Annotated in this window: 19 protein-coding genes; 8 read left to right on the forward strand and 11 right to left on the reverse strand. The window is 42.3% G+C overall.

Going from position 1 to position 19,213, the window contains the following annotated elements; all coding sequences use genetic code 11:
* Positions 1–131: 131 nt before the first annotated feature.
* The 3 genes from L4C54_RS01715 to nirB all read right to left on the reverse strand — a co-directional run bounded on the left by L4C54_RS01715 (position 132) and on the right by nirB (position 4,046).
* A complete protein-coding gene (locus tag L4C54_RS01715) occupies positions 132–983 on the reverse strand; it encodes a formate/nitrite transporter family protein (protein ID WP_428801863.1) in 852 nt (283 codons plus the stop codon).
* Positions 984–1,131: 148 nt separating this feature from the next.
* Positions 1,132–1,470, reverse strand: a complete 339-nt coding sequence (gene nirD, locus L4C54_RS01720; RefSeq protein ID WP_428806836.1) for a nitrite reductase small subunit NirD — start codon at positions 1,468–1,470, stop codon at positions 1,132–1,134.
* Between the two features lie 2 nt (positions 1,471–1,472).
* Positions 1,473–4,046 (reverse strand): nitrite reductase large subunit NirB, encoded by a 2,574-nt coding sequence (nirB, locus tag L4C54_RS01725; protein WP_428806837.1) that lies wholly within the window; start codon positions 4,044–4,046, stop codon positions 1,473–1,475.
* Between the two features lie 385 nt (positions 4,047–4,431).
* Here nirB and L4C54_RS01730 point away from each other — a divergent pair, with 385 nt between their 5' ends.
* The 7 genes from L4C54_RS01730 (at position 4,432) to L4C54_RS01760 (ending at position 10,619) form a co-directional block, all read left to right on the forward strand.
* On the forward strand, positions 4,432–4,959 hold the full coding sequence (locus tag L4C54_RS01730) for a lipocalin family protein (RefSeq protein ID WP_428806838.1): 528 nt from the start codon (positions 4,432–4,434) through the stop codon (positions 4,957–4,959).
* A 486-nt stretch (positions 4,960–5,445) separates the two neighbouring features.
* On the forward strand, positions 5,446–5,877 hold the full coding sequence (locus tag L4C54_RS01735; protein WP_428806839.1) for a hemerythrin domain-containing protein: 432 nt from the start codon (positions 5,446–5,448) through the stop codon (positions 5,875–5,877).
* Positions 5,878–5,958: 81 nt separating this feature from the next.
* Complete coding sequence (locus tag L4C54_RS01740) at positions 5,959–6,255, forward strand: DUF2249 domain-containing protein (RefSeq protein ID WP_428806840.1); 297 nt, start codon at positions 5,959–5,961, stop codon at positions 6,253–6,255.
* Complete coding sequence (locus L4C54_RS01745; RefSeq protein ID WP_428806841.1) at positions 6,252–7,583, forward strand: hypothetical protein; 1,332 nt, start codon at positions 6,252–6,254, stop codon at positions 7,581–7,583. Before L4C54_RS01740 ends, L4C54_RS01745 begins: the two co-directional genes overlap by 4 nt.
* 331 nt (positions 7,584–7,914) lie before the next feature.
* Positions 7,915–8,553, forward strand: a complete 639-nt coding sequence (locus tag L4C54_RS01750) for a 2OG-Fe dioxygenase family protein (protein WP_428806842.1) — start codon at positions 7,915–7,917, stop codon at positions 8,551–8,553.
* Entirely contained in the window at positions 8,531–9,772 is a 1,242-nt protein-coding gene (locus tag L4C54_RS01755; RefSeq protein ID WP_428806843.1) for a cysteine desulfurase-like protein, read from the forward strand. The genes L4C54_RS01750 and L4C54_RS01755 overlap by 23 nt, the downstream gene beginning before the upstream one ends.
* A 217-nt stretch (positions 9,773–9,989) precedes the next feature.
* On the forward strand, positions 9,990–10,619 hold the full coding sequence (locus L4C54_RS01760; RefSeq protein ID WP_428806844.1) for an SGNH/GDSL hydrolase family protein: 630 nt from the start codon (positions 9,990–9,992) through the stop codon (positions 10,617–10,619).
* 119 nt (positions 10,620–10,738) lie between these two features.
* Here L4C54_RS01760 and L4C54_RS01765 read toward each other — a convergent pair whose 3' ends face one another.
* From L4C54_RS01765 to L4C54_RS01775, 3 genes are all read right to left on the reverse strand, one after another.
* On the reverse strand, positions 10,739–11,197 hold the full coding sequence (locus tag L4C54_RS01765; RefSeq protein WP_428801850.1) for a hypothetical protein: 459 nt from the start codon (positions 11,195–11,197) through the stop codon (positions 10,739–10,741).
* 57 nt (positions 11,198–11,254) lie between these two features.
* On the reverse strand, positions 11,255–11,623 hold the full coding sequence (locus L4C54_RS01770; protein WP_428806845.1) for a hypothetical protein: 369 nt from the start codon (positions 11,621–11,623) through the stop codon (positions 11,255–11,257).
* Between the two features lie 92 nt (positions 11,624–11,715).
* Positions 11,716–12,483 (reverse strand): MBL fold metallo-hydrolase, encoded by a 768-nt coding sequence (locus L4C54_RS01775; RefSeq protein ID WP_428806846.1) that lies wholly within the window; start codon positions 12,481–12,483, stop codon positions 11,716–11,718.
* 259 nt (positions 12,484–12,742) lie between these two features.
* On the opposite strand from L4C54_RS01775, the gene L4C54_RS01780 reads away from it, so the two are divergent.
* Positions 12,743–14,149, forward strand: a complete 1,407-nt coding sequence (locus tag L4C54_RS01780) for a serine hydrolase domain-containing protein (RefSeq protein WP_428806847.1) — start codon at positions 12,743–12,745, stop codon at positions 14,147–14,149.
* A 63-nt stretch (positions 14,150–14,212) separates the two neighbouring features.
* Here the strand turns inward: L4C54_RS01780 and L4C54_RS01785 are convergent, their stop codons facing one another.
* From L4C54_RS01785 to L4C54_RS01805, 5 genes are all read right to left on the reverse strand, one after another.
* Positions 14,213–15,166 carry a lactate/malate family dehydrogenase gene (locus tag L4C54_RS01785; RefSeq protein ID WP_428806848.1) on the reverse strand — a complete coding sequence of 318 codons (954 nt, stop codon included), beginning with the start codon at positions 15,164–15,166 and terminating at the stop codon, positions 14,213–14,215.
* A gap of 198 nt (positions 15,167–15,364) precedes the next feature.
* Positions 15,365–16,252 (reverse strand): DMT family transporter, encoded by an 888-nt coding sequence (locus tag L4C54_RS01790; RefSeq protein ID WP_428807385.1) that lies wholly within the window; start codon positions 16,250–16,252, stop codon positions 15,365–15,367.
* A 344-nt stretch (positions 16,253–16,596) separates the two neighbouring features.
* Positions 16,597–17,382 carry an HAD-IIB family hydrolase gene (locus tag L4C54_RS01795; protein ID WP_428806849.1) on the reverse strand — a complete coding sequence of 262 codons (786 nt, stop codon included), beginning with the start codon at positions 17,380–17,382 and terminating at the stop codon, positions 16,597–16,599.
* A gap of 27 nt (positions 17,383–17,409) precedes the next feature.
* Positions 17,410–18,693, reverse strand: coding sequence for a TRAP transporter large permease (locus L4C54_RS01800; RefSeq protein ID WP_428801844.1), 1,284 nt, complete (start codon positions 18,691–18,693; stop codon positions 17,410–17,412).
* A 9-nt stretch (positions 18,694–18,702) separates the two neighbouring features.
* Positions 18,703–19,167 carry a TRAP transporter small permease gene (locus L4C54_RS01805; protein WP_428801843.1) on the reverse strand — a complete coding sequence of 155 codons (465 nt, stop codon included), beginning with the start codon at positions 19,165–19,167 and terminating at the stop codon, positions 18,703–18,705.
* Positions 19,168–19,213: the final 46 nt, after the last annotated feature.

Below are 19,213 nucleotides of genomic sequence, written 5' to 3' on the forward strand. Positions count from 1 at the left end.
CAAAACAATCTATGTAAGCCTCGAACCTCTATAGAAAAAGCCTCAAGCGATTACACTTGAGGCTTTGTGGTCTATAGCATTTTATATTCTTTTTCGCTGACTTAACTAAACGACCTTAAAGGGACGTTCAATTATTTCGCGTCGAACGAAGGCGTCATGCTTACTTCTGCATCTTCGTTTTTTAGAGCCGGCGCTGTTTTAGCGTGCGTTAAATATAGAGGCACACATGTGAACAGTAGACCACCAACAAGGTTACCAAGAATGGTAGGGATTAGGTTGAAGTTCAACCAAGTCGCGATACCAAAATCAGCACCTAGCATCATACCTAGTGGGAATAGGAACATGTTTACTACAGCGTGCTCAAACACTAGTGCAAAGAAGATGAAGATAGGAAGCCACATTGCCACAATCTTACCTGCGACTGTGCGTGCCGTCATGTTGCCGATAACACCTAGACAAACCATTAAGTTACAAAGAATACCGCGTACAAATACGGTAATCCAACCGTTCACACCTGCGTCTTCAAAACCAACGGTACGAGCTGTTGCTGCTTTAATGAAAGTTTGACCTACAGCACCCGGTTCAACGCTGAAGTTCATAGTGAATGATAGTGCAATAAGGAAAGCAACAATCAAAGAACCGATTAAGTTACCAAAGCCAACAAGGCCCCAACAACGTAGAACTCGACCCCACGTAATACCCGGGCGACCTTCAAATTTTGCTAACGGTGCTAAACCAAATACACCTGTTACAAGGTCGTAACCCATTAAACTTAAAATACAAAAACCAACAGGGAAAACAAGCGCACCGACAATGCCAATACCCGTTTGGGTAATGGTTGTAATAGCAACAACAACTGCTAATGAAAGGATAATACCAGCCATGATGCCACGTAAAATCAGGTCACGCGTGCTCGTTTTTACTTTCGCTTCACCCACATCAATCATGGTTTGTACGAATTCAGCAGGTTTTAGATCATTCATATTTGTGTCCTTTCCCATATATAAATAGGATTAAAAGTTAAAAATTAAAATTGGATAGGAAAAGGCTCCTGAACATTACGTTCTCTCGTGAAGCCAGAAGCCCTTGAACTATCGAATCTCTTTTACGATTTGAGCATTAACAAACGGCTTACGCCGATAACTCAACTGAACCGTTATCTACACGGGTCTTGTATGCTTTAACGCTGAAACGTTCATCTTCCATGCACACGCCAGTCGTTAAATTGAAGCGCTGCTTTTTAAGTGGGCTTGCCACCCAAAGCTGATCTTGATGTTGGCAAATCAATCCGCGAGAGAGCACATTTGACTGAGCAAACGGGTCTTGATTACTAATCGCGAAAACATCTTCAGCATCTGTTGGGCGAAATATCGCAACTTGCTCACCATTTAACAGTGCACATACACCTGTACCTGGAATGATGTCAGCGATGTCACACACTTTTTGAAAGGTCGCTTTATTGTTAGCCATGCTTATTTCTCCCCTGCTGTATCAGTTAACGTTACGTGTAGGATATCGCCTTTCGCTTCTGGGTGTTTCTCAGTAAAGGTCGCAGGACGGTGCTGAGCACGCTCTTGAACAAATACAACATTGTCGTCACGTAAATCAGAGTTAACAAAGTGAGCAAAGCGCTTAAGCTGAGCTTCATCATTAATCGTATCTGTCCATTCACAGCTAAAGTTTTCAACGAGATTTGCTACATCTGTTTCTAGTTGGTCATTGATACCAAGCTTGTTATCAACAATCACTTCACGTAGGTAATCAACGCCGCCTTCTAAGTTCTCCATCCAAACCGAGGTACGCTGTAGTGGCGCAGCCGTGCGAATGTAGAACATCATGAATCGGTCGATGTATTTGATTAACGTCTCTTGGTCTAAGTCTGAAGCAAGTAGGTCTGCGTGACGTGGCTTCATACCACCGTTACCACATACGTACATGTTCCAACCTGCGTCTGTCGCGATGATACCTAAGTCTTTACCCTGCGCTTCAGCACATTCACGAGTACAACCCGACACACCGAACTTCATTTTATGTGGCGTACGAATGCCTTTGTAACGGTTCTCGATCATTACGCCTAGGCCCACTGAGTCTTGAACACCGAAACGACACCAAGTAGAACCAACACACGTTTTTGCCATGCGAAGTGCTTTTGCGTACGCTTGACCTGTTTCATAACCGGCTGCTACAAGCTTTTTCCAGATAGCTGGCAAATCATCTTTTTGCGCACCAAATAGGCCGATACGTTGAGCGCCAGTAATTTTGGTATATAGGTTATATTCAGCGGCTACGTCAGCAAGAACACTTAGAGCTTGAGGCGTTACTTCACCGCCAGCCATACGTGGAATTACCGAGTAAGTGCCGTCTTTTTGCATGTTGCCAAGGAAGTTATCATTGGTGTCGTGCAGCTTAACCAGCTCTGGCTTCAGAATGTGCTCACCCCAGCAAGACGCTAAGATTGAACCCGCTAATGGTTTACAGACTTCACAGCCGTAACCTTTACCGTATTTTTCTAGCAGCTCATCAAAGGTTTTGATCTCTTCAATGCGAATAAGGTGGAACAGCTCTTGGCGAGAATAAGCAAAGTGCTCACACACATCGTTTTTCACTTCAACACCAGATTTAGCAAGCTCTGCATTAAGTACTGATGTCACTAGTGGAATACAACCACCGCAACCTGTACCTGCGCCAGTGACTGCTTTGATGTCTGCCATAGTATGGTGACCATCAGCGACCGCTTGAGCGATTTTGCCTTTAGTTACGTCAAAACAAGAACAGATAACCGCAGTTTCAGGTAGTGAGTCAGCGCCTAAAGACGGCTTTTCTGCGCCCGCATGAGCAGGAAGAATCAGAGTATCAGGGTGCTTTGGAAGCTCAATATCATTGAGTTTTAATTGAAGCAGGTCACCGTAGTCAGAGGTGTCTCCCACCATTACTGCGCCTAGCAATTTCTTGCCGTCTTCAGAAACGATAATACGCTTATACACTTCTTGTTCTTCGTTTTGGTAAACGTAGCTCTTACAGCCTGGAGTACGACCGTTTGCATCACCGATAGAGCCTACTTTCACGCCAAGCAGTTTAAGCTTTGCGCTCATGTCTGCGCCTTCAAACGAACTCTCGTTGCCTAGTACGTGGTCAACAGCAACGGTTGCCATTTTGTAGCCTGGTGCAACCAAACCATAGAAGGTACGGTTCCAAGAAGCACATTCGCCAATTGCGTAGATGTTTTCATCGGTTGTACGACAGTGATTATCAATTTCGATACCACCGCGAGGTGCGATACCAAGACCCATTTGGCGAGCCAGTTTGTCTTGTGGGCGAATACCCGCAGAGAAAACGATAAAGTCAGTTTCAAGCTCAGTCCCATCAGCAAAACGCATGACATTACGAGCATCGGTCCCTTCGGCAACGATTTCTAGCGTATTTTTGCTGGTATGAACTTGAACGCCCATACGCTCAATTTTTTGGCGAAGTTGATCACCACCCGCTTGATCAAGCTGCTCAGCCATAAGCTTTGGTGCAAACTCAACAACGTGTGTTGTTACGCCTAAGGCTTTAAGTGCACCTGCTGCTTCAAGACCAAGTAAGCCACCACCAATTACAACACCGCTTTTACTGTTTTTAGCCGTCGCTTCAATTGATTTCAGATCTTCAATAGTACGGTAAACAAAACAGTCTTTGCTTTCGTTACCTTTAATTGGTGGAACAAATGGGAATGAGCCGGTCGCTAAGACCAACTTGTCGTAATGAATCTCACGACCAGTACTTGAATAAACGTTCTGTTTTTCACGATTGATATTAATCGCACGTTCACCAATTAAGATATTGATGCCGTGCTTTTCGTAGAAACCCTCTTTAACGAGTGAAAGCTCATCGGCAGTGTGGTGTGAAAAATATGAAGAAAGATGAACGCGATCATAAGCAACGCGGGGCTCTTCACAAAAGACCGTAATATCCATATTAGATACATCGGTCTTTTCGACTAAATCTTCAATAAAGCGATGGCCGACCATGCCATTACCAATTACGACTAGTTTCAACTTGCTCATAAGAATTCCTGACGGTTAATTTTCTTAGCAGCTTCTTCCCTGTACAAAGAGCGTTTTAGAAAAATGCTGCTTAACTGGGCTTATTGTTAATTGTGAAAGAAAATTAATACATGATGTAAATCAATTACAGAATTAAACACCTCTTTAGGGTTAGCTCATTAGCCTAATAGGTAATCAAATTGAGGTTACACATAGGCATTTCGTTACTCTTCAAATAAAACTATGCTCATATCGATATGGTCAGTTTACGAATATGTTATTAAATTACCAAATGATGCAATCAATTTAAGTTCCCCGACCTCACCTGCTTAATAAACATACAAACATGGCGTTATAAATGCATTAGTTTCCATACCCTTCCACTGGGCGGCAAAGGAACTGAATTATGAAACGCGCAACCAATTTATTAATCATTTGTTTAACCATCATTTTTTCTACTGGCTGCAGTGGGATATCTCGATTTCTGTTGCCTGTAGAAGAGTTTGATCTTGCCGCATATATGGGAACTTGGTACGAAGTAGCTCGGTTAGATCATAGTTTTGAGCGAGGCTTAACCCACACACGAACTCAATATTCAGTCGATAGCGATGGAAGTATCAAGGTGGTGAATAGTGGCTGGAGCGAAGAGAGCCATCAATGGAAAGAAGCCATCGGCAGAGGCAAGCTTGCCACAGGCGAGAATGTTGGCCACCTTCATGTTTCGTTTTCAGGTCCATTCTATGGAAGTTACGTTGTCTTTTATTTAGAGGATGACTACTCCACCGCCATGGTCACAAGTGGCGCAAATCAATTCTGGCTTTTGTCTCGAACCAACGCCCTACCCGAACATAAAATGAATAAATACCTACGAATTGCCGAGCAAGCAGGGTTTAGAACAGAGCAACTTGTCTTTCCATTTGAGTACGTTAAATAGCTTACAAAGCATGATCAATTTCAATAGAGCAAAGTGACATATAGGAATGTCTTATATTCCTTGCTCTTCGCACATAGTTGTATATAGTTCTGCCAAAAATACTATAAATAATTAAATAACATCAACTAGGCTTTCCAAATGAACGAATCGACTTTCAGTCTTCTGAAAAATACTACTCGCGGCAAAATAATTAACATTGATAGGATCCCCCCTTGCAGTAAAGAACTATTACTCGACGCGGTGGAAAATGTTACTAAGGTGGATGAAATTATTGAGATCAACAGAGCAATTCAAAAGCTGATTGCCTTTGAGTATTCACCCCATGCTTAAACTTATTGGCCGATGCCACCAAGCAATTATTTAAACTGTAAATAATGATTCAAATCAAACCAACGTAGAACTACCACTTCGTTAGCATAGCTTTCACTAATTACGCCAGATATCATCTCTAAAATTGAGAAAAACAAAATCAATAAGGAACCGATAATGGCGTCAATTCAAGAATTTATGACCGAACATCACAAAACCTGTGACAACCTTCTCGTTGAAGCGGAAGCCGTATTAGCCAATAAAGACTGGAGCGGCTTTGCAGCGCTATGGGGAGAGTTTGAAAAAGAGACCCTACACCACTTTAATCTAGAAGAGCAGATCCTTTTTCCTGCCTTTGAAAAGCAAACTGGCATGACAGCAGGGCCAACGATGGTGATGCGTCAAGAGCATGCACAGATTAAGTCTATGTTTGAACAGATGGCGTTAGCGATTGAACAACAAGACATCGAGCGCGCAATGGGCAGCAGTGAAAGCATTATGATCTTCATTCAACAGCACAATATGAAAGAAGAACAAATTCTTTACCCAATGACAGATAAGCACCTTAGCAATAGTTCAGAGATCGTTGAGCAAATGAGTGCTCAATAGCGCAACCGATCAATTGAATTATTAAGTAATATCGTTATTAAGTAATAGAATTAACAAGTAATAAGAAGTAGTGGGGACGGGATGGATTTACGCCAAGTAACGCAATTAGATGTGAGTGAGCTTGAACCACCGCAGCCAATGCACCAGATCACCGCAGCTCTGCAAAAGCTAAATGCTGGTGAAGTACTTGCGGTAAAGCATAGGCGTAAACCCGTACCACTATTTGAAATGATAGCAGCACGCTTCGAGTATCTTTGCGATGAAGTTACTCCATCACATTTTCAGCTCTATTTTTGGCGAGTTAAAGATAACGACGCTAAGAGTTTGGCTGAGCAACTGTTAGTAAATAAATCTCTCTACAAGAAACACCCACTATGAGAATGTCAGGCCTGAACTTTGATACCATTCCGGCTATTTCATCCCCTATCCGCTTCTACCTTACCGCACCTGTTTTTGCACTGTTAGCAGCCATATTAATCGCACTGCATGGGGAAACTCTATGGATCAGTCGTTGGATGCCTGTAACCCTCGCAATTACGCACTTAATCGCGTTAGGAGTGATGGCAATGGTGATGATTGGCTCTCTATTTCAAGTCATGCCTGTACTTTGTGGTGCTGCTATACCAATAACGGGCATGCGCTTACACATGTTTCATGCCGCTCTAGTGACCGGTGTTTTAACATTAGCCGCAGCATTTCTGGGCTGGCTGAGCTTTCTATTACCATTTGTTTTACTTGGCCTAAGTCTTGGCTACTTCTGCTTCTCGCTTATCTGGCTGCTATTAATGAAAGCAAATGGGGAACAAACGCGTTTACCTATCTTATTTTCTGTCTCAGCACTGGCCGCCTTGCTGCTTATTGGGCTGGTTTTACTCAGTGGTTACCTGTGGGGCTATATGCCGGGCGCTGGCAAAGCTCTAACTAATTTACATGCGGGCATTGGTAGTTTTGGTTGGGTCATGCTGCTAATAATGGCAGTGAGCTTTCAAGTCATTCCAATGTTTCACGTAACACCAAGCTTTAGCAAAAAGTGGCGTTACTCTCTCATCACTCTACTCGTTTCAGGGTTTGGTGTAGCAAGTGTTGAAGTGTTTGGCGGCTCTTTTTCGGTGGAATGGCTTTCGTTCGGGTGGCTACTATGCATTGCAGCAACGCTACTTTACTGCGTGATCACCCTAGAGCGTTTAACCAAGCGCAAGCGTAAATTACCCGACGTTGTGATCAATTATTGGCAGCTTGGCTTAGTTAACTTAGTGCTCGCCTGCTTATTATTACTGTGGTTAATTCTACCAATTGCAAAACCTGAATGGGCCATTATGTGGCAAACCAAGCTAGAGGTATTACTAGGCTTCCTGTTCAGTTTTGGCTTTGTATTAGCCATCATTCAAGGCATGCTACTTAAAATAGTCCCCTTTCTAATTTCACTACACTTACAACGCCTCATGATGCAAAATCCAATGGCCATGATCCCACTTCCCGATCACTATCAGCTGATCAGCAGGGTTCGCATGAAGCGACAGTTATACTCTTATCTAATACTGCTTATAACGCTGTGGGTTGCTTTACTGCTACCAGCGGCAACCCCCTTAATGGCAATTACCTTTGCTATTAACTGGCTAGTTATCGCGTACAACATTTATGGTGCTGTTGTTCAATATCCCGAGTACCGAGACAAGTTGCTTAACGCTCCGAAGATGTCCATATAAATGGGTCATACGGCAAAGCTAACACTTGTATTCTAAATATGTTCACATCAGATCAATGATCTCAATTTATAAAGTAACCTACTCACTAAACCATATCCAATCGCACTGGACGCCACAATAATAGGGATAAATCTTATTAAGTCAGTGCTTTCATCTGGTTTCTGCTAGAAATTCAGCCAATACAACCAAAAACCAGGCTTGGTGGATTTAAATTCTGGAATATACGCGCGTTCTTGGCCTTATGTATTGATAAGTTTTAAAATAACGAGATAATACGCTTGTTGTTAATTTATTGTTAAGTAAAAACACAAAAGCCATACAAGGACAGGTCATGGAAATGGAAAATAAATTTCTGATTGAAGCTTTTCAAACACCGAGCAATATTGCACCTCAGCTTTCTTCATACTTCGAAGATTTACCTGCGGATAAATATGTCGACAGTGATCACCGTTATCGAACTTATGCTCGGTTCCAAGCCGAAGACACAGAGCTAACAAGACTGCCTCACAGCACCTTTACTCAATCGTCAGAATTTAACCGCGTCGTTGGAGATGTAGAGCGAGATTTCGCCGAAATGAACAATCAGATGGTTAAAACGCCAGACTTCCAACACTTACTTAGATCCTTTATGCAACGAACCGGAACAGATAAAGACAATTCAGTGGTCGATGTTCACCAAATTCGTGTCACTTGTAACTCTGACGCTACAAGTGCGCCGGCTCCAGAAGGCATACATCAAGACGGCTATCGTTATGTAGGAATCTTCTGTGTGCAACGAAAAAATATCACGGGCGGATTTACCCAGATTTTTTCTTCGCCTGTAGAACAGCACCCGCATTTAAACTGTGTATTGGAAGAGAACCAATTCGTTATCCTCAATGATTCTCGTTTTTTCCATCATATTTCCGAAACTCTTTCTAGTGAAGCTGGCGAAAAAGGAGTACGTGATGTCTTCGTATTTACCGCTTAATCAAACGAATGTTTCAAGCTTACGTGCACAGTTTCCAGCGTTAGAATCACTTAACAATGGCCTATCACCTGTTTATTTCGACGGCCCTGGCGGAACACAATTACCACAGTCAGTCATTGAAGGCTTTGGTTCTTATCTACATAACGGTAATTCCAACCTCGGTGGGCGGTTCTCAGTGAGTAAGAATACCGTTAGCTTGGTAGATCTTTGTAGAGAGAAAGCAGCCGCTCTATTTGGCGCCTCATCTAAAGATGAAATGGTCTTTGGCGCAAATATGACAACCATGGCATTTCACTTTAGCCGCGCTATCAGCCAAGAGTGGCAAGCTGGTGATGAGATCATTCTCAGTGACGCAGACCACGGAGCAAATCGATCTTCTTGGGCAATGGCCGCACAAGATAAAGGTGTAAAAGTTCACTACGTTCCGGTAATCGATTCAAGCTGTAATTTAGACCTAGAAAAATTTCAGTCTCTGCTCAATGATAGAACACGTCTCGTTGCCATTACTGCCGCAAGTAACCTGTCTGGAACTATCGTAGATATTAACAAGGTGACTAAACTAGCTAAGGCAAACGGTAGTGTCGTATTCATCGATGCCGTTCACCTATTGCCGCACCAGATTCTCAACGTACAGAAATTGGGCGCCGACTTTGTTGCAGGGTCTGCATACAAGTTCTTTGGCCCTCACTTGGGTGTGTTGTTTGGGCGTAAAGAGATGCTGGAAAAATACAAACCTTACAAAGTTGAGCCAGCACCAACCTTCGCGCCTAACTGTTGGGAAACAGGGACACTAAATTTCGAAGCATTATCCGCGTTTTCTATGGCGATTGATTATCTTGCATCATTAGGTGAAGGGCGTGATTTAAGAACTAAGTTAGAATCAGCGTATAGCAATATCCATCAATATGAAGAGTCACTGGCTACTTACTTCTTATTACGTTTGAAAGAGTTCCCATCGGTCCAGCTGTTTGGCGAGCCAACGGCTAATAATCGAACCGCGACGTTTGCTCTTCGTTTCGGTAACACCGATCCTGCTGAAGTTGCTGCTCATTTAGGCGAGCAAGAGATCTACACTTGGAGTGGTCACTTATATGCTGACCGACTAACAGACGCACTTGGTGTGACCCATAAAGGTGGAATACTTCGAGTTGGATTAATGCACTACAACACTAAGGACGAAATAGATCGATTTTTCACAGCCTTACACAGTGTCATTTAATCGCTCCGTCGACTGTCTAATTTTTACTTGATAGAGTCTGAAAAGCTACCTATGGTGGCTTTTCTTACTCTATATCACCGACGAAATACGTTCATATATACGAGCTTACCTACCAAATTTGATAATCGTCACCCAATACGTCGCTAATTATTACAAAACCCTATTCCGTGCGTCATAATGAAATATCGAAATAAAACAACGACTCACTAAGAAGCTTATGAAAACTGTTCTATGTTTTGGTGACTCCAATACTTGGGGTTACGATCCAGACCAACCTCGTCGATTCAGTACCGATGAACGCTGGACCATGCGACTGCAAACTCAAATCTCGTCAAACTATCGAATCATAGAAGAAGGACAGAACAGCCGCACCACTGTATTTGAAGACCCATTCGAGCAAGGAAAACGTGGACTTGATTATCTTCACCCGTGCTTAGAGAGTCACCACCCTGATCTTGTTATCATCGTACTTGGAACAAATGATTTACAAACTCGGTTTAATGCAACTGCCAGCGATATATCAAAAGGTGCTGCGCGTTTAGTACAAATAGCTCAACAGTTTCAACACGCATTCATGGAAAAGCCACCTGAAGTGCTATTAGTGTCTCCACCACCGGTATTAGAAGTAGGCCCATTCATAGATAGTTTTGTTGGAGCTGAAGAGAAATCTAGGGAGCTAGCTTATTTCTATGAACTACGTGCACAAGAGTTAGGCTGTCATTTTCTTAACGCAGCCGACTATATTCAAACCAGTAAGACAGAGGGTGTCCACTGGCAAAGAGAAGAGCATGCAAAATTTGCCGATGCATTGGCAGATATCATCCCTACAATTTTACCAAGCTGTTAGCTATTTCCCTTTGAAGGTTTACCCTGTTCACGATGAGAATTGGCGGTAAACCTAAATGCCCAAGATCAATTCTCTTGGGCGTTTCTTCTAGCGGAATTAAATATTGCGTCGTGTATCGCTTATTCAAGGAGCAACTGCTGTTGGAAGCTTTCTTGATCGTCAACAAGTGGCGCCAGAGATGGATTTCTTGGGTATTTCTGTCCATCAAAGCTCATAAGAACCAACCCTTTTCCACGAGACCAAACGGTTAAGTCTTTCCACCCAAGAGTTTCCGTATTGGCGACACTGATTGGTTTTCTAGTTACAGTACTTTTCGAGATTAACTGGAAATCATCCCCTCGATTTTTAAAGATAAACATCGTACATCCGCCAGAGCCGCACCAGTTTATTCCTTTCATTAAGACGACTGCGTCATCTAGCTGATCACCATTTAGATCAACGTATGCGACATCATAATCAGGTTCACTTTCCTCAGTGGCACTCGATACATGTGGTGCAATATCAATTTCCGTTGGAGAGTATGCACCATCGTTGCACCCTAAAATAAAGAGGGGTAGACAGAACCAAGAATACTTCATAATAATCGCCAGTAGTTTGAATGCTCTATAACACTTTGTAAAGTAGCACAAATTCAACTAATTTTGTTTTCTCGTTTTCACCTTCTCAATGATCTCATCATATTCATCTCGGAAATTCGAACGATGAAAACTGATCTCTTTTGAGCCAAAGCCTGAGTTATTTGAGATAAAGACACGTAGTTCGTAGCTGGGGGATTTTAGGTAAAGCGGCGTAAAAATCACAGGAAAGATGACGAAGCCTACTATAGGATGAAGCATAAATAGCACGGCAGATGCAATTCCACTAATAAGCCCTGAGCGCTTAATTTTGGCTTGTTTGTCATAATATTTCACATACATATACTCGATATGCTTGAGGTCAATAGGATCGACTCCCCTAACAGAATAGAGTTGATTTCCCTCAAAATGAATACTTCCTTGTTTCATTGTACTCTCCAGAAACGCTGCATTGAGTCACTCTTACACATAACGCTCTGGGATATTGCGAGTGATCGTTTTAATTCGAAAGGCTTTCCTTGCTAGTTTTGCTTCAAAGAACAAACGGATCGAAACAAGCCCTTCAACTTAATCTTAGTGACACGCCAATGAGTGATTGGGCGTCTCGGCGCTGTATCGATTAAATGACCATACGCCTCGGAATTGAACATAACCTCACCACCGTGCGCCGCTAAGATTGAGTCGCACTCAAGATCATAAATCAATTTGACTGACTGACGATATTTATTGGGATGGAAAATAGGAAAAGGGGCAATGAGTTTCTTTTTAACCCTTACCATTAGATCGCCAACATAGACGACCTTTTGCTTTAAATGATACACAGATAAATCGCGATCCGTATGACCGGGAGTCTCTAATACTTGCCAATCTTCGAATTGAGGAATAGCTTCTCCATGTGAGAGCTTATAATCTGGTTTAAGCCTTCTTGGATACCAAAGTGCCGCTCTTTTTGCTCCCATGCGTTTTGCCATCCACTTTGCCAGAGCCAAATCTGTTAAGTGCATAACAATACCTTCAAAGCCAGCATACCAATCTTGTTCTTTATTGGCAGAGACTAACTTGCAACCCGTTTGCTTCCTCAACAGGTGCGCTCCACCGGCATGATCAGGATGCATGTGCGTGACCACGACAGTTGTTAAATCATTAAACGTTCGGCATAGGCAGTTCTCTATAAACGCCTTTATACGTGGAATATCTGCCCTGCTCGCTCCATCTAGAAGCATCAGCTTGTCAGGATACTCCACCAAATAGATGGTCTGTATGTAGCCTTGAATGGTATGTACTTTCACAACGAATCCTTGTTGTTTTTCTATCGCAATTATTTCCCTACAAGAATGACACAACCTTGTCAGACCAGTTATAAGTTAGCACTCTTTCTATCACTCCACAAAATGAAGAAAAAACTCTGTGACACGTCATCAACAGCAGGATAATTTCGACGAACCGCTCATATGCAACCAAATGATTCACAAACGTTATGATTATTTCAATTATTAGCAATCAGTTGGGATATTATGAATACCACCCTTAAATATACAAGGTAAACCCATGAAAACTAGAGCGTTACCAACCTACTTGATGGTACCACTTAAATGGTCAATTTGGTCAACCATTGCTTCCCTATTATTCGTTACTTGCTCATTTTACTCTGTAGCGAGTGAATCAAACTTAGAGAGCATTGATGAATATATTGAGCTTATCGATGCTAACAATAAAGCGATGTTTAGTTTAGCTATCGTTGAGAACGGTGAAGTGCTCTATCAGAATCAAATTGGGCATGCCTTTATTGGACAAAATAACGCTAAACATAACCTAGCCGACAAGCAGACACGTTATACGATTGCCTCCATCACCAAGACATTTACAGCAACAATGATTTTTCAGTTAATTGAACAAGGTGAGTTATCACTAAAGACAGAACTCAGCGAGTTTTATCCAAACTTTGAAAAATCAAAATCAATCACTATCGCTCACCTACTCGCGCATCAAAGTGGGCTATTCAATTATACGGACTCGCCAGAGTTTGCTAGTTACTTCTCTCAACGCCAAACCAACCAACAAATGCTAGACCGGTTTTACTCTTACCGTCAAAAATTCGAGCCAGGAACCAGTAGGCAATACTCAAATACCGGCTATTACCTCCTTGGCTTAATCATTGAAGATGTGACAGGTGACAGCTATGAAGATAATCTAAAAACACACATTACTGATAAGTTAAAGTTACGCAATACGTCTTTGTGTCGTGACTACAGCAGTTGTAACTTTGATACTCAATCATACACTTATTGGGCTAGTGATTGGTTTGAACAATCAGTTTGGGACCCTTCAGTCAGTGCCGGTGCCGGTGGGATTATCTCTACCCCTAGCGATCTTGGTATTTTTATTGATGCCCTATTTAAAGGTAAGTTAGTCTCGCTTAAGACCGTAAATAAGATGAAAGCGATGAACACCGGTGTAGGTAAAGGGCTATGGTACATGCCCTATTACGGCAAAATGGGGTGGGGTCACAACGGGTTAATAGAGGGGTTTCAATCTCAGTTAATCTATTTTGATAAGGAAGACGTTGCTTTTGCCATTACAGCTAATGGTCTCAATGAAAGCCAAAAAAACATTATGAATACTGTAATCGGGCTGTATTTCAATCAAGACGTAACCCTTCCAAACTACAACCGTCCATTCACGTCAATCGCAGCAGAAGAACTCAACAAGTATTTAGGTCACTACAAAACTTTCTCGATGCCACTTGAAGCAGAATTGTTTTTAGAAAATGATCAACTCATGGGAAGGTGGACAGGACAAGACGCAATCGCCTTTCAACCGCTAAGCAACACTGAGTTTGAAAGTCGTGAGAATGGCATATTATTGAAGTTTGTTACCTCCCCATCTGGCAACATTAATTACCGCCAAGCTACCCTATATCAGAGAGACTGGGAGCTTGAGTTTTACCGGAAATAGCGCCTAAACCTATTCATAAAGGGCGAAATTCGAAAGGGGCGAAAGTGCCCCTTAATATAATCTCTAAGCCCTTAATCCCGTAGCCTTGGCTACCTCGGCTACATCATTCTTGATATGGTCGGATATACTCCCTAACACCGTAAGTTCTTCTTCAGTAAAAGGGTGAATCAACACCGATTCTCGACCATTTTTACCGACAATGGTCGGTAGGCTCATCACTACATCATTAAGCCCGTATTCACCATCAATCATCGTCGCTATTGGTAACACTGATCGTTCATCAATCTTAATCGCTTGGATTATTCTAAATACACTCGCGGCAATACCATGAGTGGTATTTTGTTTCCGTTTAAAGATCTCATAACCTGCATGTTTTACTGACTCCAGTAATTCATCCGCATCAATACGTGAAAGATGATTGGTATCGCAATAATAGTCTGCTGGTTGCCCTGCAATACTAATCAAGCTTTTCGGAGTAAAGCAGTTGCTTCCGTGTTCACCAAGTACATAGCCAAACACATTTTTGGGGTCAAGATTTACTCGACTCGCAACAATAGACATGAGCCTTGCTGTATCAATAACGCAGCCGCTACTAATGACTTTATTCGCAGAGAAATAGGTATTTTTAACAATGAAATGAGTGACGATGTCACATGGATTACTAACAACGATTAACGTGGCATTAGGTGCTACTCGGCCCACTTTAAGCGCAATATCAACACCAATTTTGGCATTAATTTCTGCTAAATCCATTCGGGTTTGGCCTTGCTTGATTTGCGCACCAGCTGTGATAACTACAATATCAGCGCCGATCAATGATAAGTAATCATCGCTCGCCATAATATGAGTGTTTTTTGAAAAAGTTAACGCAGCTGTGTGACGAAAATCTAGAACCTCCCCTTCAGCTCGCTCTAGGTTTTGATCCAATACGACTAATTCACTAACACTTCCTAGCGTTAGTAAATAATTACAAATGCCAACGCCAACAGAGCCTGCGCCAATCACACCGATTTTCATGTTCGTTCCTTGATAAAGAGTGTTACAACTAAATTTAGTCTACTAACAGCCTTATCATCAACGCTAACTTTATTTCAGTGTTCGAATCAAATAAAGAATTATCTACTGCATTTAAGATTTTAATTGAAATATTTCAATCAACAGCAGTCAGATCATCTAGTTACAAGTAACTCTTTATTTAATGAAAGTACCATAGTTCTAGCGATGGCGAAGGGTGAAGCCTTTAAACAGTCGGCCTTGAGTTCGATATAAAACCAAAGCTAACAAGATAAAACCACAACCAATCAGCTTTCCCGTAGAGAGCTGTTCGCCATACCAAAGGATACTTAAAATCACAGTCCAAACAGGCTCCAAAATCATGATAAGTGCGGCAGTTCCCGCAGCTGCTCCCTTTTGTCCTAGCGTCTGCATTACATAGCGAAGGCTGGTTGCTAAAACAACACTTAGCGCAAACCAAACCCAGATTGAAGGTTCAATCACGGCAGGGAAATCTTCAGTAATAAGTGAAAACAGCGAAACTAAACACCCAACGGTGAACAGTTGAATCGTGGTAAGCAAAAGCACTGGCAGCTTTTGTGCGTATTTTCGGTTCACATTAAAATGTAGCGCAAGCATGGTGGCACAGCCGATAAAAAAGAACTGGCTACTCGATTGCTGCCAACTCCCCGATAAAGAGAGAAAGGCTAATCCGATCATTGCAACAGGTAGCGACAACCAGAACGCGCGCTGTGGACGTTCTTTGAACAATAGCCAACCAACAAGCGGAACTATAAGCATCGACAAGCTAACAATAAACGCACCTTCGCCGAGCGTATCGCTAATAGAAATAGCGTAGATCCAATTCATAATCGCACCCGCAAGCAGGCACCCTACCATTGCCGCCGAAGTGATATCTTTCAATCGAGCTTTAACCATTGATTTATAGCAAAGCGGAAGCAGACACAGTGAGGCGAGGATAAATCTCAGCCCAATAAACCCAAACGGAGGTAACCCTTGAATAGCCTCTTTGGAAAAAATCCAACCGAACGCGGCTAGAATCGTGGTCATTACGAGGATCAGTGAGGATTTATATTCTGTGTTCAATATGCACTCTCGAAAAGTGAGCGCTAACCATAATGGGTAGCTAAGGTTAAAGGTATGGGTCAAAGGCATGGGCCCAAAATATGGAGCAATATTTACGTCTATTAATAAGAGATTTTAGACCTCGCTATGATGCCAAAGTTACTTAGTAGATTCGACTAACTTTTTGTCTAGATTAGAAGTATTTTATATTGCCTACGTTATTAAATAGACTTGACCAATCACTAGAGCACCAAACCATTGCACATAGAAATATGTACAACTCAAATGTTCAAAAAGGCGATAAAAATAGCTTTCATCGCCTCAGATTGAGCTTACCAATATTGTTGCTTCTCTACACTTAGGGCTTACTACTTTAACGCCAGTAATTTTTCTGCGAACTCTGAAAAACCTAACCCGCCAGGTTGTTGCATCACAACAGATGGATGATGATCTAAGCGATCCCAATAGTGTTTGATATTGGCAACGCCTACGCTGTACGGCATCGCTTCAAACATAAACTGATCATTCATCGAATCGCCGACATAACACGCACGATGTAAGATCTCATGATCTGACAATCCTTTCTCTTTTAAAAAAGCCATCGTCGTCGCTCGCTTAGAATGCTCACCATACCAAGCATTAATATGAATAGAGCTCGCCGTTGCATGTGCACCCAACGCGTGAATTTTAGCCACGACCTCTTCAATAACTTGGTCGTCAACTTTAGGACGGTTCTGGCCAATATCAATCGCTACTTCGCACAATCGGTAAGATTGATCCAAAGTGAGCTCAAGCTCTGGATATTCACTCAAGATTTCCAATACTTGCGACTTCAGTTTGTCTTGCTTTGTTCGAATATGGTCTAAAGGAACGTCTGAACGCAGCGTTAAATAGCCTTCTTTCTTCTCCATGATAAACGCACCATTTTCACCCAATACCGCATCTACCGGCCAAAGTTGAGCAATATGGTCGCACCACCCCGCACAAGCACCAGTAACAGCAACCACCTTTTTACCTGCATCTCTTAGCTTTTGCAGTGCAATCAGTGTTTCAGGATGCAAGCGGCCTTCCCATGTCAGGGTATCGTCCACATCGGTCATTACCCAGTCTATCTCTTTCCAATCTTGGCTTAATTCATTCGGTACCGAATTCATTACTACACCTCAAATTTATACATAGTGTTAAAGTAAATTCGGCAAAAACATCACTAAACTTTCAGAGAAAGTCAGCAACATCAACACCGCCAGCAGTGCCAGCAATAAAGGCACAACCTCTTTTACGAAATCAACCATACGCACTTTTAGTATCGAGCATACGGTGAACATCATCGAACCAAATGGTGGGGTTACGCCCCCTATCATTATATTCACGATGACAATAATGCCGAAATGAACAGGGTTAACACCCAAGTTCAATACGGCAGGAAGCAGCAACGGTGTCAGAATGATCATGGCTGCGCCCCCTTCTATAAACATGCCAACAACGAGCAATAAAACGTTGATGAGTAACAGCAGCACTAGCTTGTTGTCTGTCAATTCAATCAGAGCAGCCGCAACGTTATGAGGAATTTGTTCTAGGGTCATGTAATAACCGAACACCATCGCACCAATAATGATGAACATGACGCTACTGGTTCCCTGAACCGTTTCTCGCATTATCTTGGGAATATGTCGAATACCCAGTTCTCGATAAACGAAAACACCAATAATGATACAAAGTAGAACGGCAATGGCGCCTGCTTCTGTTGGTGTGAACAACCCAAATCGCATACCCAAAATGATGCCAAACGGGATCAACAACGCTGGTATTGCTTTTAGGAAGTAGTGAATACGCTCCTTTGCTGGCGCAGCTTCAGAGCGTGAAGGCTTGTATTTACGTTTACGAGATATAAACGCAATCGTCACCATTAGCGACAGCGCCATCAAAAACGCAGGGACATAACCTGCAATGAACATTTGATGCACAGATACGTTTGCCAATAAGGCAAAAATAATCAGGTTAATACCCGGCGGTATCACCGGACTAATACTTGAAGAAGCGGCCGTAACAGCTGCGGTAAACGGTAAATCGTAACCGCGCTTTGTCATCTCAGGCGCAAGGATCTTGGACTGCATCGCCGCATCAGCATTGGCTGAACCAGAAATACCGCCCATCAAGGTACTCAACGCTACATTAACCTGCGCCAAGCCCCCTGTTTTATGGCCAATCATAGAGTCTGCGAACGCAAGCAAGCTTCGGCTTATACCCGCGTAGTTCATCACCGAGCCAACCATAATAAAAAACGGAATAGCTAATAGCGGGAAAGACTCAGCAGAGCTGATAAAACGCTGCATAACCAAGCTAACAGGGATGGATTCGTTGATGAACAGGAAATACACCATTGATGACGCAATCAACGAAAACGCAATAGGAATATTTAGAAGAAACAAAACAAAAAGAATGATTATCGGCAGATAGATTTCCATCGACAGAACCTATTTATGTAAACGTTTGAGTAAAGCGATATCTTCCACAATGAATCTCACTGTGTGGATAGCCATTAGAGAAAAACAAAGTACTAATACACCATTAATGGAAAAGTAAGACATACCCATCACCGGTGTCACTTTGTTAGAAAGCATGAGGTACTGGTAACTCAGAACGACCATTAAAATATTCAGTGCGAGTAAAAAGAAAGAGACGCACAACTTAAAAGGTATCTTAACTTTGCTTGGCAACATGGCGACAATCACATCAACGCCCATGTGGAGTTTATGTTTGTAGCAAGAACTGATGCCTAGATACACCGACCATATAAAACAGATGACCGATAACTCTTCACTCCAAGGGACAACAAAACCAAACCCATAGCGCAGTATCACGTTCACTATCACCACTAAAATGGTGATTGAAATAGCAATTGAGGCGAGTATTTCTTCAATATTTCTTAAAAAAAACAACAACCTTCTCCATCAAAAGTCTTGGAACAGGGGGATAAAATAGGAA

Origin of the sequence: Vibrio lamellibrachiae (assembly GCF_050337265.1) — a bacterium.
Taxonomy (GTDB): domain Bacteria; phylum Pseudomonadota; class Gammaproteobacteria; order Enterobacterales; family Vibrionaceae; genus Vibrio; species Vibrio kyushuensis.